The 14,747-nt window shown below is 66.5% G+C and carries 13 protein-coding genes; all 13 read right to left on the reverse strand.

Annotated features, from left to right (window positions below; all coding sequences use genetic code 11):
- Window positions 1-2,129 (reverse strand): hypothetical protein (locus tag PLZ73_06995; GenBank protein HOO77618.1); only part of this gene is annotated, 2,129 nt, incomplete at its 3' end.
- 79 nt (window positions 2,130-2,208) lie between these two features.
- A complete protein-coding gene (locus PLZ73_07000; protein ID HOO77619.1) occupies window positions 2,209-3,420 on the reverse strand; it encodes an aminotransferase class I/II-fold pyridoxal phosphate-dependent enzyme in 1,212 nt (403 codons plus the stop codon).
- Window positions 3,421-3,715: 295 nt separating this feature from the next.
- On the reverse strand, window positions 3,716-4,918 hold the full coding sequence (locus tag PLZ73_07005; GenBank protein HOO77620.1) for a PLP-dependent aminotransferase family protein: 1,203 nt from the start codon (window positions 4,916-4,918) through the stop codon (window positions 3,716-3,718).
- A gap of 377 nt (window positions 4,919-5,295) precedes the next feature.
- Window positions 5,296-5,712 (reverse strand): ribosome silencing factor, encoded by a 417-nt coding sequence (gene rsfS / locus PLZ73_07010; GenBank protein HOO77621.1) that lies wholly within the window; start codon window positions 5,710-5,712, stop codon window positions 5,296-5,298.
- A 10-nt stretch (window positions 5,713-5,722) separates the two neighbouring features.
- Complete coding sequence (nadD, locus tag PLZ73_07015; protein ID HOO77622.1) at window positions 5,723-6,397, reverse strand: nicotinate-nucleotide adenylyltransferase; 675 nt, start codon at window positions 6,395-6,397, stop codon at window positions 5,723-5,725.
- Window positions 6,375-7,631 (reverse strand): glutamate-5-semialdehyde dehydrogenase, encoded by a 1,257-nt coding sequence (locus PLZ73_07020; GenBank protein HOO77623.1) that lies wholly within the window; start codon window positions 7,629-7,631, stop codon window positions 6,375-6,377. The genes nadD and PLZ73_07020 overlap by 23 nt, the downstream gene beginning before the upstream one ends.
- A gap of 156 nt (window positions 7,632-7,787) precedes the next feature.
- Window positions 7,788-8,921, reverse strand: a complete 1,134-nt coding sequence (gene proB, locus PLZ73_07025; GenBank protein ID HOO77624.1) for a glutamate 5-kinase — start codon at window positions 8,919-8,921, stop codon at window positions 7,788-7,790.
- The gene (gene obgE / locus PLZ73_07030) at window positions 8,921-9,961 is read right to left on the reverse strand and encodes a GTPase ObgE (protein HOO77625.1); all 1,041 of its coding nucleotides are present in this window, start codon (window positions 9,959-9,961) and stop codon (window positions 8,921-8,923) included. The genes proB and obgE overlap by 1 nt, the downstream gene beginning before the upstream one ends.
- 6 nt (window positions 9,962-9,967) lie before the next feature.
- Window positions 9,968-10,228 (reverse strand): 50S ribosomal protein L27, encoded by a 261-nt coding sequence (gene rpmA / locus PLZ73_07035; protein HOO77626.1) that lies wholly within the window; start codon window positions 10,226-10,228, stop codon window positions 9,968-9,970.
- Between the two features lie 21 nt (window positions 10,229-10,249).
- The gene (gene rplU, locus PLZ73_07040) at window positions 10,250-10,621 is read right to left on the reverse strand and encodes a 50S ribosomal protein L21 (protein HOO77627.1); all 372 of its coding nucleotides are present in this window, start codon (window positions 10,619-10,621) and stop codon (window positions 10,250-10,252) included.
- Between the two features lie 81 nt (window positions 10,622-10,702).
- Window positions 10,703-12,244 carry an Rne/Rng family ribonuclease gene (locus PLZ73_07045; GenBank protein HOO77628.1) on the reverse strand — a complete coding sequence of 514 codons (1,542 nt, stop codon included), beginning with the start codon at window positions 12,242-12,244 and terminating at the stop codon, window positions 10,703-10,705.
- Entirely contained in the window at window positions 12,222-12,917 is a 696-nt protein-coding gene (locus PLZ73_07050) for a TIGR03936 family radical SAM-associated protein (protein ID HOO77629.1), read from the reverse strand. Before PLZ73_07050 ends, PLZ73_07045 begins: the two co-directional genes overlap by 23 nt.
- On the reverse strand, window positions 12,914-14,737 hold the full coding sequence (locus PLZ73_07055; protein HOO77630.1) for a TIGR03960 family B12-binding radical SAM protein: 1,824 nt from the start codon (window positions 14,735-14,737) through the stop codon (window positions 12,914-12,916). Before PLZ73_07055 ends, PLZ73_07050 begins: the two co-directional genes overlap by 4 nt.
- Window positions 14,738-14,747 lie beyond the last annotated feature (10 nt).

Genomic DNA, 14,747 nt, shown 5'->3' on the forward strand with positions numbered 1-14,747 from the left:
TCCCCGTCGTAGTCGGCGGGAACCGCGGAGTCGTCGGCGTTCCCGAACCAGGCCGTGAGCCCGCCGCGGACCAGCCACTTCCCCTGCTGCGCGCGGTAGACGGCGACGTCCGTGGTCCCGTCCCCGTCGTAGTCGGCGGGAACGGGCAGATCGGACGGATCGCCGAAGAAGGCCCGGGTGGTCGACCGGACCAGCCAGGCCCCGGTCGAGGGACGGTACAGGGCGATATCGCTGGTCCCGTCTCCGTCGAAGTCGGCAGCCGGCGGATAGCGCGGAGGCGTGACGTCGGCGCCGCGCAGGAATACGCTCCCCGCCGCGCCGCAGACCGCCAGGCTTCCGCTCCCCGATGCGGAAACTCCGTAGAGGGCGGAGTCGCCGGTAGTGGTTACGTCCGACCAGGCGCTTCCGTCCCAATGGTAGATGACGGAGGTGCAGCCCAGCACCGGGTTCCCCCCCGCCGCCCAGACGTCGGTCTGGGACCCGCCCCAGAGACCGTAGAAGATCCCCCGCTGGCTGTAGGTCTGGAGTTCCCAGGAAACCCCGTCATAATAACCGATCAGACCGACGAAGATGTCCTCCGCGGGCATTCCCGCCGCCCAGATGCTGTCGGATCCGTCCCCCCAGAGGGAACGGTAGGCCCCGTACGTGGTCGTCTCGACCCAGTCCGCCCCCTGGTAATGCCAGAACACCCCGTAGTCGGCGGCGGTGTTCTTGCCGGTCGCCCAGAGATTGTCCGGGGCCGTTCCCCAGATGTCGTACAGTGCGATCGGCGATGAGTAGGCGCTGGTCATGTAATTCCAGAACGAGCCGTCGTAATAAGCCACGGTCCCGTTGGGGCAGACGGCATAGACGTCGTCCGGACCCAAGCCCCAGATCCCGTTGACGGGCCGATCGTTCCATATCACCGGGGAATGCCAGGAACCGGAGTCGTAGTGCCAGATGATTCCCGAGGTCGCGGCGCCGCCCGTGTACTCCCCGGCGGCCCAGAAATCTTCCGGGGATGTGCCCCAGACGCTCAGCAGCTTGGAATCGGAGAGGACCGTCATCACCGTCCAGGAATCACCGTCGCCGGCGAGAACGGTCCCGGCTTCTCCGACCGCGCGGTAAACGCCTTCGCCGCCCCAGACATCGCGGAGCGTATCCCCCGTCACCGGATTGTAGGGGACCCACCAGGGGATAGCGCGCTCGGTATCGTAGCCGACGACGATCCCGTTCCCCCCCACCGCCCAGCGCGGGCCGTCCGTGGTCGAGTACATGGCGTTGAGGTTTTCCCGGGTGCCGGCATAGGCCCACGACCAGTGCCCCCCCTCGAGATAGAGCCAGACGCCTCCGCTCCCCACCCCCTGAAGGACGTTCAGGTCGGTCCAGATCCCGGTGACCGCCCCCTCGGCCGGGCTGGTCAAGCTCATCCAGTTCGGCGGCATCCCGATGAGGAATCTTCCGCCGTCGCCGCCGGCGACGACGGCTTCGCTCTGAGGTGCGAAGGAACAGCGCATCACCGGACAGTTGCGGATGAAGGTAGAAATCTGCCAATCGACCCCGTCGTAATGGGTGATCGCCGCCCAGGGTTCGTAAACCGGGGGGTCGAGGCTGACCGGGAACCAGTCCATGGGGCCGAAGGCGTTGAGGTTGTCGGGGAGGGTCCCGGATATGGAGCGCACGGCGCTCTCGGGCAGCGGGGGCACATCCATGGTCTGCATCTGCCAGGAGCCCCCGTCGAAGTGCCCGAAAAGATAGGAATCCCCTCCCACCCAGATGTCGCCGTCGTTCGCGCCCCAGATTGCGTAGAGGTCCAGTTCGGTACCGCTGCTGACCTCGGTCCAGCCCGAACCCTGAAAGCGGGCTATCCGGCCGTTTCTGCCCACGGCCCAGGCCGAATCGGTGGAAGCTCCCCAGACCGCCCGGAAATCGGCGTCGGGCGCGGTTCCCTCCCGGATCCAATCCGTCCCGTCATAGCGCAGGATCGTGCCGCCGTCGCCCACCGCCCAGCCGGAAGCGGTCGAGGGGCACCACACTCCGTAGAGGTCGGCGCCGGGAGGGGGAAGCACCCTCCGCCACGCCGGTTCGGCGTGCAGGACACCCGCGGAGAAAGCCGCCGCGGCGGCCCAGATCAAACAGCGCTGCTTCATGAAACCCTCCCGGTTACATATATCTATTTGACGGCGGGGCCGGAAATTTATTCATTATTTTCCCCGGGCCCGGGACGCTTCAGGCTGGGGGACGGGCCCCGGGGTATCCTCGGTAAAACCGTACGATCTTTTCGCAGGCGGGCCCGAGAATATCCTCGGGCGCGAGAAAGACCAGCCGGAAATGGTTGGTCCCGGGAGCCTGGCCGAAACCGGAGCCGGGCACCACGACCACGCCCGTCTTCCGGATGAGGCCGGTGACGAACTCCCGGTCCGACCCTTCTATCTCGATCCGGGGAAAGGCGTAAAACGCCCCTTCCGGCCGGACGCAGCTGATCCCCGGGCAGGCGTTGAGTATGTCCATGGCCAGGTCGCGGCGGGCCACGAGCTTGGCCCTGACCTCATGCAGGTGCTCCTGCCCTTCCCCGAGAGCGGCCGGGATCGCCCACTGCTCGGGATGGTTGGCGCAAAGGCGCGCCCGAACCAGTTTCTGCACGGCCTCGATGTACTCCTCCATCAGGTCTCCGGGCCCGGTGAAGGCCCCCCACCCCAGGCGCCATCCCGGGGCCAGGTAATTCTTGGAGAGCCCGTTGATGGTGATGACCGGGGCCCGCGGGTTGAGAGCGGCCGGGGAGACGAAGGGTCGGTCGTTGAGAAGCAGGCGGTCGTAGATCTCGTCGGAGAAGAGGACGATCCCGAACTCCTCGGCCAGGTCGGCCAGGCCCTGGACGATCTCTTTCCCGTAATATCCCCCGGTGGGGTTGTTGGGGTTGATGAGGATGATCGCCCGGGTTTTGGCGTCGATCAACCCCCGGATCTCCTCGATGTCCGGCTGCCACTCTTTCTCCTCGTCGAGGTAGTAGGGGCGGCTCTCGGCCTTGAGCTTGGCCAGGATGGCGCTGTAGGTCGGGTACCCCGGGCAGGGGACCAGGACGTTTTCCCCTTCCTCGACCAGGGAGGTGAGGCTGATGTCGATCACCTCGGTAGCCCCGGTCCCGATGAAGGTGTAGAGGGGAGCCGGGATCCGCTTATCCGCCAGGTCGCGCTCGATCGCCTCCAGGGCCTCGGGTATCCCCGAGGACGGTGCGTAGCTGTTGAAGTTGCCGCGGGCGGCCCGGAACGCCGCTTCCACGATGTGGTCGGGGGTCCGGTAGTCGAACTTGTTGGGGTCGCCGATGTTGAGATAGGTCATCTCCATGCCGGAGGCGGCGGCCTGGTCGGCGATGACGATCACGTCCCGAACGGCGTAGGAGACGTTCCGGGTCCGGCTGGCCGGTTTAATTTTCTTTTTCATGGTTTTCATCCCTGCGTGGTTGAAGGGACTATAGAGAGGGGGCCGGCGGATTTCAACAGCTTAAACCGGCGGAAAGAGGGTTCATGGTTCGGGATTCGGGGCTCGGGGTTCAGGGTTCAGGAAGAGAAGCATGGGGCATAGGGCCCGGCACTCTGCTTCCCCGCCCCCTTCATGCACTTCATGTCCTTCATGGTTCTTTCCCAATCCTTCCCTCATCAGAGTTAATCAGGTGCAGAATTCCCAGGGTTCGTGCTCTCTGCCCTCTGCTTCTTTCCATGTCAACATGGCGAGAGGACTACTCGCCGCCGCTCAGCTCCCGGATCGCTCTCCCCAGTCTCTGCATGCCCCGGTCGATGGTGGCTTCGTCCACGCAGGAGAAGTTCAGCCGCATCGTGTTCGTCCCGGTCTTAGCGACGTAGAAGGGGTCGCCGGGGACGAAGACGACCTTGTCCTTGACCGCCACCTCGAACAGCTCCAGGGCCGACATCCGCCCCGGCAACTCGGCCCAGAGGAACATCCCGCCTTCCGGATGAGTGTGCCCGACCTCGGGCGGAAGGTGTTTTTTGATGCTCTCCTTCATCGCCCGGCACTGGCGGCCGTAGACCTCCCGGATGGTCCGGATGTGCTCGTCGAGGTCGTTGTCCCGGAGGTACCGATAGACGATCCCCTGGATCAAGTGGGTGGTGTGCAGGTCCGTGGCCTGTTTGGCCGTGATCAGCTTGTGCATGAGGTCCGGCGGAGCCGCGATCCAGCCCAGCCGGAAGCCGGGAGCGACGATCTTGGAGAAGGACCCCAACAGCACCGTGTTCCCGGGCAGAAGCTTTCGGAATGAAGGCTTGGGCTCGCCCTCGTACCGCAGGTCGCCGTAGGGGTCGTCCTCCACCAGGAAGGTCCGGGTCCCCGCCAGCACCTCCGCCAGGGCGCGGCGGTTCTCCTCGCTGTAGGAGATCCCCGAGGGGTTTTGGAAGTTGGGCACGGCGTAGAGCAGCTTCGGCCGACGGTGGGCCAGGGCGGCGCGCAGCCCCTCCGGGTCCATCCCCTCCTCCGAGACCGGGACGGGGAGGAACTCGGGCCGGTAGAGGGAGAAGGCCTGAATGGTGCCCAGGTACCCCGGTTCCTCGATGACCACGGCGTCGCCCTCGTTGAGGAGGGTCTTCCCCAGAAGGTCCAACCCCTGCTGGGAGCCGCTGGTGATGAGAATGCTCTCGACCGGGATATCCAGGCCCATCTTTTCCCGGTAGCGGTCCGAGATGTACTCGCGCAGGCGGGGATCTCCCTCGGAGTTGCCGTACTGGAGAACGTCCCTTCCCTGCTCGTCGAAGACCCGGGCGGCCGCCGCCTTGAGCGCCTCCACCGGGAAGAGGGCGCGGTTGGGCAGGCCGCCGGCGAACGAGATCACCTCCGGGTCCAGGGCCACCTTGAGGATTTCGCGGATGAACGACCGCGGCACGTCCCGGATCCGATCGGCAAAAACGTTTTCTTCTTGAGGTTGTTTCACAGATGTCTCGTTATTCATTCTGGGAGCCGAGAAGTTTTCTGCACCTGTGAAAAGCATAGGGAATAGAGCATGGAGCATAGTGTAGAACCACTCCACCTCGGCCTCTCCCTGCTCCCTCCTTCAGCCTTCCCCCTACATGGCTGACATGTAAAAAGCATAGAGCATGGAGCATAGAGAAAATCAAACCTGAATCCTCTTTCTCTACTATCTGTGAAACCTGCCTGCGGCAGGCAGATCTGTGGAAGAAATTCTCCAGGGGGTTAGGGCGGGGGCTACTGAATACTGAATTCTGTATTCTGAATTCTTTCCCTTTCAGAGTTAATCAGAGTAATCAGGTGCAGAATTCTCCAGGGTTCGGGGTTCAGGAGGGGCGGTGGTTACGTCCCTTTCCCCTGGTCCCTTTCCGCCTTTTTCTTCCGGACGCGGGCCTTGAGGGGAAGACGGGGGGCGTCGCCCCAGAGCCGCTCCAGGTCGAAGCGGCGCCGCTCCTCCTCCATGAAGATGTGAAACAGGACCCCGCCCAGGTCCATCACGATCCAGGGGGTGCCCCCGGCCCCGTCCCGGCGCAGCCTCCGGCGGCGGGCTCCCCCCAGCCGTTCCTCGACCGCGTCGGCCACCGCCTTGAGCTGCCGTTCGTTCTGCACGCCGGAGATCACGAAGATGTCGGTGATCGAGGAGAGCCCGCGCATGTCCAGAATCACGATCTCGGAGGCTTTCTTCTCCTCGGCGGCGGCGGCCGCTTCCCGGGCCCGCCCCAGGGCTTCCTTCATCCATGGTTCCATTTTCTTGGCCATACCGTTCCGTTTACTCCTTGCTCGCGGGCTCCCGGTAGAGACCCCGCTTTTCGATGTAGGCCGCCACCGCGGGGGGGACCAGGCCCTCCAGCGGTTCCCCCCGGGAAGCGGCGGCGCGGACCTCGGTCGAGGAGACCGGCGCCGACAGCTCGATCAGCCGCCCCCGGCCCGCAGCCAGGATCCGCCGGGCCCATTCCCGGTCGTCGGCCCCTCCCGGCTCCGGGGCGAAGCCGGGCCGGGTCACCACGGCGAACCGGCACCAGCGTACCAGGTCCTCGATCCGCCGCCACCGGGAAATCCCGTCCAGGTTGTCGGCGCCTATGATAAGAAACAGTTCCGTCTCCTCGCCCAGCATTTTTTTCAGCGCCGCCACCGTGTCCACGCTGTAGGAGACCCCGCCCCGGGCCAGTTCCAGGTCGAGGGCCTCCCACCCGGGAACGCCCGCCGCGGCCAGGCGCAGCATGGCCAGTCGGTCCTCCCCGGAAGCCAGGCCGGAAGGCCGCTTGTGGGGGGGGAAGGAGGCGGGGATGAAAAACAACCGATCCAGGTCCAGGAGCGCGGACGCCGCCCGGGCCACGGCCAGGTGCCCTTCGTGCACGGGGTTGAAGGTTCCCCCCAGCACCCCGGCGCGGGGTCGCCGGGAACCGCCCGCACCTTCGCTCTTACCCGCGCAGCTGCCCCTCACCCCGGGCGACCCATTTGTAGGTGGTCAGTTCTTCCAATCCCATCGGCCCCCGGGCGTGGAGTTTGTCGGTGCTGATCCCGATCTCGGCGCCCAGCCCGAACTCGCCGCCGTCGGAAAACCGGGTCGAGCAGTTGAGAAATACCGAGGAGGAGTCGACCCGGGAGAGAAAGCGCTCGCCTTCTTCCGGATCGCGGGTGACGATGGCGTCGGTGTGCCCGGAACCGTAGCGGGCGATGTGATCCACGGCCTCGTCGACCCCGTCCACCACCTTGACCGCCAGGATCAGGTCCAGGTACTCCCGGGGCCAGTCCTCCTCGGAGGCGGGGACGATTCCGGGAACGATCGCGCGCGTGCGTTCGCACCCCCGCAGTTCCACCCCCTTCTCTCCCAGGCGTTCGGCGAGGCGGGGCATAAATTCCCGCGCGCAGGCGGCGTCCACCAGCACGGTCTCGACCGCGTTGCAGACCCCGGGCCGCTGGGTCTTGGCGTTGTCCACGATCTCCAGCGCCATCTCCTGATCGGCGGAGGCGGCGACGTAGACGTGGCAGACCCCCTTGTAGTGCTTGATCACGGGGATGGTCGACTCCTCCACCACCGCCCGGATCAGCCCTTCCCCTCCCCGGGGGATGATCAGGTCGATCTCCGCGTCCATCTTCAAAAGCCGGTTCACCACTTCCCGGTCGGCGACGGCGACCACCTGGACGACGGCGGGATCGATGCCGGCCTCGTCCAGGGCCTCCCCCAGTATCTCCCCCAGGACCCGGTTGGTCCGGATCGCTTCCTTGCCCCCGCGCAGGATGACGGCGTTGCCGGACTTGAGACAGAGGCCGGCGGCGTCCACGGTGACGTTGGGCCGGGACTCGTAGATGATGCCGATGACCCCGATGGGAACGCGGACCCGGGTTATCTTCAGGCCGTTGGGACGGACGCGTTCGTCGATGGTTTTTCCCACCGGATCGGGGAGCGCCGCCACCTGGCGCAGGCCGTCGGCCATGGCCGCCAGCCGCCGGGGGGTGATCTCCAGCCGGTCCAGCATCGCGGCGCTCAGCCCCGCTTCACGGCCGGCTTCCAGGTCGAGAACGTTGGCCGCGGCGATGCGCTCGGCGCTTTTTTCCAGGCGGCGCGCCATCGCTTCCAGAACTTCGTTCTTGGTCTCCGTGTCCAGGACCGCCGCCCGGCGCGACGCCCGGCGAGCCGCCTGGGCCAGTTCGCGGGCATAGGTTTCGCAATCCACGTGCTCCTCCTCGTCGGTTGTTCGCGGGCCGGCGCCTTCTCCCGGCCGCTGTGGGGTAAGCCTACACTCTCCCCGGGCGATTTTCACCGTTTATCCCCGCCGCCCGGGCGGCATCGGAAACTCGGAAAAACGGCCGCGGCCCGCGGCCGGACCGGCTTAGAGGACCAGAAGGTTGTCCCGGTGGACGACCTCGTCGTAGGCGTAGCCCCCCAGGACCTCGCCGATCTGCGAGGTCTGCTTCCCCTTGATCAGGCCGACGTCTTCCGCGCTGTAGTTGACCAGCCCCCGGGCGAACTCGAGGCCGTCCTCGGTGCGCAGGCCGACCATGTCTCCGGGCCCGAAAACGCCTTCCACCGCCGTGATCCCCGAAGCCAGCAGGCTTTTCCCCCGCTCGGCCAGGGCGCGGCGCGCGCCGTCGTCCACGGTCAGCCAGCCCCGGCGGACCCGGGCGAAGGCGATCCAGCATTTCCGGCGCCGAACCTGGGAGAAGGGGGAGAGAAAGAGGGTGCCCACGTCCTCTCCCTCGACGATGTCGGAAAGCACCCGGGGGCGGCGGCCGTTGGCGATCACCGCCAGGCCGCCGGCCCGGGCTACCATCCGGGCCGCTTCCAGCTTGCTCCGCATCCCTCCCCGGGAATGTTCCTTGGCGCTGCCGCCGGCCATTTCCATGATCGCGGGAGTGACCTTCTTCACCACGGGGACCCGGGCCCATTCCTTCCGGGGCCCTTCCCGGGGTTCGAGCAGGCCGTCGACGTCGGTGAGGACGATCAGGAGGTCGGCCCGGACCAGGTTGGCCAGCTGCGCGGCCAGGTAGTCGTTGTCGTAAAACTTGAGCGACTCCACGGTCACGGTGTCGTTCTCGTTGACGATGGGGACCACCCCCTGCTGGAGCAGGGTTTCGACGGTGTAGCGGGCGTTGAGGTGGCGCTGGCGGTGGTCGATGTCCTCCCGGGTGAGCAGAATCTGACCGACCGAGAAGCCCCGCTCCCGGAAGAGGCTCCGGTAGAGGTGCATGAGCGCGGTCTGGCCCACCGCGGCCGCGGCCTGAAGCATGGGGATATCCGAGGGCCGTTGCCGCAGCCCCAGTTCCAGGACCCCGGCCCCGACCGCTCCGGAGGTGACCAGGATCAGCTCGAGCCCCTTCCTCCTCAAGGCCACCGCCTGTTCCACGATCTTTTCGATCAGGGCGGTGTCGAGGCAGGTCTGGTCCCCGGTGAGCAGATAGGTCCCCAGCTTGACCACGATCCGGCGGACCCCGGCCAGCTGCCGTCGGGCTTGTTTCGTTTCCATCACGGTTTCCCCGCCTGGTTCCCGCTTTCCGGGGCGGCGGCTTCGACCGCCGCGAACAGGGCCGGTTTCAGCCGGTCCAGCCCCGTTCCTTCCCGGGCCGAGACCGGGTAGATCTTCGAGTCCGGCACCCCGGCTTCCGCCCGGAACCGTTCCAGGTTGGCCGCGGCCCCGGGCAGATCCATCTTGTTGGCGGCGACCAGAAATTCCCGTTGTTCCAACAGGGGATTATACAGCTTCAATTCCTCGCGCAAATGCCGGAAATCGTCCAGGGGGTCCCGGCCCTCGGCTCCGGCCATGTCCAGGACGAAAAGCAGCAGCCGGGTCCGTTCGATGTGGCGGAGGAAGTCGTGGCCGAGTCCGACGTCGGCGTGGGCGCCTTCGATCAGCCCGGGGATATCGGCCAGGGTCAGGGTGCGCAGGTCGTCGTCTTCGGCCACTCCCAGGACCGGGGTCAGCGTGGTGAACGGGTAGGACGCGATCCGGGGCCGGGCGTGGGAGAGCCGGGAGATCAGGGTGGACTTGCCGGCGTTGGGGTACCCGACCAGGCCCGCGTCCGCGATCAGCCGCAGTTCCAGCCAGAATATCCCCTCCTCTCCCTCTCCCCCCTCTTCCGCGAACCGGGGCGCCTGGCGGGTCGAAGTGGCGAACCGGGCGTTGCCCCGTCCGCCCCGGCCTCCGCGGGCCAGGAGGTGGCGCTGGCCGTCCTCGACCAGGTCGGCGATCGTTTCCCGCGAGGAGTCGTCGCGGACCATGGTCCCGCGGGGTACCTTGATGACCAGGTCGGCGCCACCGCGGCCGTGCTGGTTCTTGCCCCGGCCGTGGCCGCCGCGCTCCGCCCTCAGATTGGGACGGAAGTAGAGATCGATCAGGGTCGGAACCTGGGAACTGGCTTCCAGAACCACGTCGCCGCCGCGGCCGCCGTCGCCGCCGTTGGGACCTCCCCGGGGAACATACTTCTCCCGGCGGAAGCTGATGCAGCCGTTGCCCCCGTCGCCGGCCTTAACCGTGATCCGGGCCCTGTCGATGAAGGTTTTCTTCAAACCGGATCAGCTGGAGACCCCGGGACGAACCGAAACCAGCTTTTTCCCGGCCCGGGTCTCGAAGGCCACCGTGCCGTCGACCAGGGCGAAAAGGGTGTCGTCCTTGCCTCGGCCCACGTTGGCCCCGGGGGCGATCCTGGTTCCCCGCTGGCGGATGATGATGGTCCCGCCCCGGATGAACTGCCCGTCGCCGCGCTTGACTCCCAACCGCTTGGAGTGGCTTTCCCTGCCGTTGCGGGAACTCCCCATTCCTTTTTTATGAGCCACGGCCTTCCTCCTTCGTCGGTTCTATTCCCCGGCTTCGGCCGGGGCCGCGGCCGGTTCGGCCGCCGGGCTGCTTTCCCCCGGCGCGGCGATCCCGGTCACCTGAACCCGGTGTATGTCCTGCCGATGCCCTCTCTTGCGGCGGTATCCCTTGCGGCGCTTGAACTTGAAGACCACCAGCTTGGGACCGCGCGCTTCCTCGGAGATGGTCCCTCCCACCGAAAAACCTTCAAGGTAGGGGCGGCCCACCTGGATCTCCTCCCCGTCCCAGAAAAGCAGGACGCGGTCGAAAACCACCTCGTCGCCGGCGGCGGCGCCGAGCCGGGGGGCGTTAATGGTCTCGCCCTCCCGGATCAGGAACTGCCTTCCGGCTACTTCGACAACGGCGCATTTCATCTGAATTCTCCTTCGTGGATTCGGACGGGGGAATATAGACGGTGAGGGAGGCGGTGTCAAGGCGCTTTTTCCGGGGCCCGGTCAGACTTTTTCCTGTCCGTTCCGGGTCAGGGCCCAAACGATGTACTCCCCGAACTGAAGGTCGTGGTTGTCGGCGATGGTGACCCGGATCCGGTTGGCCCGGGCCAGCTGGCGGAGATTCTCCCACCCTTCTTCCAGGATGTAGCGGGCGAGGTGGGGGTGCGCTTCGATCCGGAATTGGCGCACTCTCGGCTGCTTGCTGAAAGCTGACATGAGCAGCCGCTCCAGTTCCAGCCCCCGGCTGGGGAGCGATTTGACCAGGCCCTGCCCCTGGCAGCAGGGGCATATCTCGTAGAGCTTATGCAGGAAGCTCTCCTGTTCCCGCTGCCTGGTCATCTCCACCAACCCCAGGTCGGAGAAGGGATAGACCCGGGTCCGGGCCTTGTCCTTTTTCAACTCCTTGAGCAGAGCGTTCATGACTTTGCGTTGGTGGCCCTTGGAGTCCATGTCGATGAAGTCGATGACGATGATGCCCCCGACGTTGCGCAGGCGCAGCTGTTTGGCCACCTCCTCCGCCGCTTCCAGGTTGGTCTGCAGGATGGTCTCCCCCTGGTCTCCGGTCCCGCGGTTTTTCCCGGTGTTGACGTCGATGGAGACCAGGGCCTCGGTCTGCTGGAAGACCAGGTGGCCGCCGCATTTGAGGTTGATGACGGGCAGAAACAGCTTCTCCACTTCCTCGGAAAGGCCGTATTTCTGAAAGAGCGGCATCTTCTCTTTGTGAAAGGCGATCCGTTCGCGGGCGGCGGGAAAGACCATGCCCACGAAGTCGGAGATCTTTTTGAACTCCGAACGAGAATCGACCACGATCCGGTCGATGTCGGTGAGCAGGTAGTCGCGGATGCTCTTCATGACCAGGTCCATCTCCTCGTGGACCAGGGCCGGGGCGGCGACTTTCCGTTCCCGGTCGCGGATCTCCTTCCAGGCGTTGAGCAGGTAGCGCATGTCCCGTTTGAGGGCCCGCTTGTTCGCGGCCAAACCCGCGGTGCGGACGATGACCCCCATGTCGGGAGGGAACCCGATCTCACGCATGAGCTTGCGCAGGCGGACCCGTTCTCCCCGATCGACGATGCGGCGGGACACCCCGATCCGCTTCTCGTGGGGCATCAGCACCAGGAACCGTCCGGGAAGGCTGATCTGGGTGCTGAGGCGCGCGCCCTTGGCTCCGATCGGTTCCTTCACCACCTGCACCAGCAGGTCCTGGCCCTTGCGCAGCAGTTTTTCGATGGTGGAGGAATTTTCGGCGCGGGCCACCTCCCCCTTCCGCGGCTGGTTCCCGTCCTCGTCGTCGTCCTCGAAGGCGCTGCGCAGGGTCGAGGACTCGACGGTCTCGGAGGTGGAGAGAAAACCGTTCTTCTCCAGGCCGATGTCGACGAAAGCCGCGCCCAGGCTGGGGAGAATGCTGCAGACCTTCCCCTTGTAGATGTTGCCGAGCGGGCTCTGCTGCTCCCCCGGCTCCAGGAAAAACTGCTCCAGCCGGCCTTCGGCCAGCACCGCCACCCGGGTTTCCCGCGGATGGCATTCAATCAATATCTGTTTCTTCATAACCTTCTTCCTTCGCCGGCGCCGCGACCGCGGCCGCCGGCTTCCTCCTGAATCCGGTTCGGACGATACGGACGCCCGCCAGTTCCCCGGGGGGAATACCGGTCAGGAGCGAGAGGACTTCCACCGGGCGTGGCCCTCCCGCGAAAAGTATTTCCATTTCCATGCGAATATCGTCATTCCCGCCGGCGAGTTCCACCCGGGCCACTCCCCGTCGGGCATCGATCGTTTTGTCTCCATCGGGTTTCTTCCTGACGTACGGCGCCCGCTCGGCGCCCAGGAAACGTTCCACCGCTCCCGGCTCCGGTGCGGCCGGGCCTTCCGGGAAGAGCAGGTAGATGCCTCCCTCCAGCTCCTTCCCCAGCTTCGGGCACCCCTCGGCGAGGAGACGCCCCGAAACCGCCCTCAAACCCTGGGGAAGATACAGGTTTATCGCCTCGACCGCAACCGCGGGATCGACGGGCGACTCCAGGCGCAGGTCCATCTCCTCGGCCCGGCCTTCCATGCCCAGGCTCAGGGGCGGGCAGAACTCCACCCGGGGGTGGGGATTGAAGCCGCCGGAAAAACACACCGGGACCCGGCTCCGGGAGAAGGCCCGGAAAAAGATCCTCAGCGTGTCCCGGTGGGAAGTGAAACGGATCAGCCCTTCCCGGGAATAGATCAGGCGCAGTCTCACCGGGAAGCCTCCTCTGCCCGGCGGTACTCCCTGAGGAGGACCTCGCCGGGGACGCCTCCCCCGATGTGGGCCCAGGGGAGGGGCCGGTCCGGGTCGCGGGGAGAGAAGAGGAAACGCTCGGGCTCGAGCCCGGAAGCCTCCGCCGCCTCTTCCCAGGCCGCCGGGTCGAAATGTTCCCGCCAATCGGCGAAAAGACACCGGCGCCGGTAGGCTTCCTCCAAAAGGCGCCCCGCGTCCCGGCCGCCGACCGCGAGCAGCCCCTCGACGAAGCTCATGCGGGGGTCCCGGAATTTCAGTTTGACCCGGCGCGAGGAGATCCGCGAGCGCAGGAGCGCCTGTTTGCGCGCCAGCTCCGCCGGGGAATTCATGGGCGCCCACTGAAACGGCGTCTGGGCCTTGGGCACGAAGTTGGAGACGGTGACGTTGAGGTCCCCCCCCCACCGGGAAAGGCGGTCGACGACTGCGGCCACGGCCTCGACGTCCTCGTCCCTTTCTCCGGGAAGTCCGATCATGAAGTAGAGCTTGAGCAGGCGCCACCCCTGCTCTTTGGCCTGCCGCACCACCCCGTCCAGGACTTCCGGGGCCAGGTCCTTGTTGATCGCCTTCCGCATCCGGACCGACCCGGCTTCGGGGGCGAGCGTGATTCCGCTTCTGCGCACGCGCCTGAGCTGGCGGAAGATGGTCTCGGAAATCGAGGCCGCGTTCAGGGAGGGGAGGGAGATCCCCACGCCCCGCTCGGCCAGAAGCGGCGAGAGCAGTTCGAGAAGCCCGTCGATGCGGCGGTAATCGCCGCTGGAGAGGGAGAGGAGCGAAACTTCGTCGCACCCGGTGGCCTCGGTCTGTTCCAACGCCTCGGCCGCCGCGGCTTCGGGGGCCTTCTCCCGGACCGGGCGCCCGGCCCAACCCGCCTGGCAGAAGCGGCAGCCGCGGGCGCAGCCCCGCATGATCTCCACCACGGCCCGGTTGTGGACCACGTCCACCAGGGGGACGGGCGGGCGCGCGACCCGCGATTTTCCCAGATCCTTCAAGACCCGTTTGGGCACGAAAGCGGGAACCCCGGGCCGCAGGGGGCGAAGCCCGGCGAAGTTCCCTTCCCCGTCCCTGGTTTCCCGGTAGAGGGAGGGAACGTACACGCCCGGCACCGCGGCGGCCAGTTCGGCCAGGAAACCCTCCTTGTCCGCGCCCGGACGACTCCGGCGCACCCGGTAGAATTCGAGGATCTCCGCCAGCGGCTCCTCTCCGTCTCCGATCACGAAGAGATCGAAGAACCGGGAGAGCGGTTCGGGGTTATAGGCCCCCACCCCGCCCCCGACCAGGAGCGGGGCCCCGGGCCACACCCGGGAAGCGGCGGCCGGGGCCAGCCCCGCGGCTTCGAGCATGGCCGGGATATTGGTGTAGGTCAGTTCAGCCTGCAGGGAAAATCCCCAGAGATCGAAATCGGCGGCGGGGGTCAGGGACTCGAGCGAATAGAGCGGAACTCCCTCCCGGGCGGCGGCGGCGGCCATGTCCTCCCGGAAGGCGAAGGCCCGCTCGGCGCCGGCGAACCCCGTCGAGCGCACCGTCTCGGCCAGGATCCTGAGCCCGTGGTTGCTCATCCCCACCTCGTACAGGTCGGGATAGCTGAGCAGAACCCGTACCTCGGGGCGAGGACCGGGGAGGGCGGCGTTGATCTCCCCTCCGATATAGCGCCCGGGCCGGTCCACGAAGGGGAGGACCCGTTTTTCCAGGACCCGGGCGATGACGGCGGGGTCGCGCAGAAATCCGGCGGCGCCCGCGACCGCCGCCCCCGCCTCGCCGTCCCGTTTCCTTGTCGATGTCATCGCCGGAGAC

The organism is bacterium (assembly GCA_035380285.1).
Lineage (GTDB): Bacteria > Auribacterota > Erginobacteria > Erginobacterales > DAOSXE01 > DAOSXE01.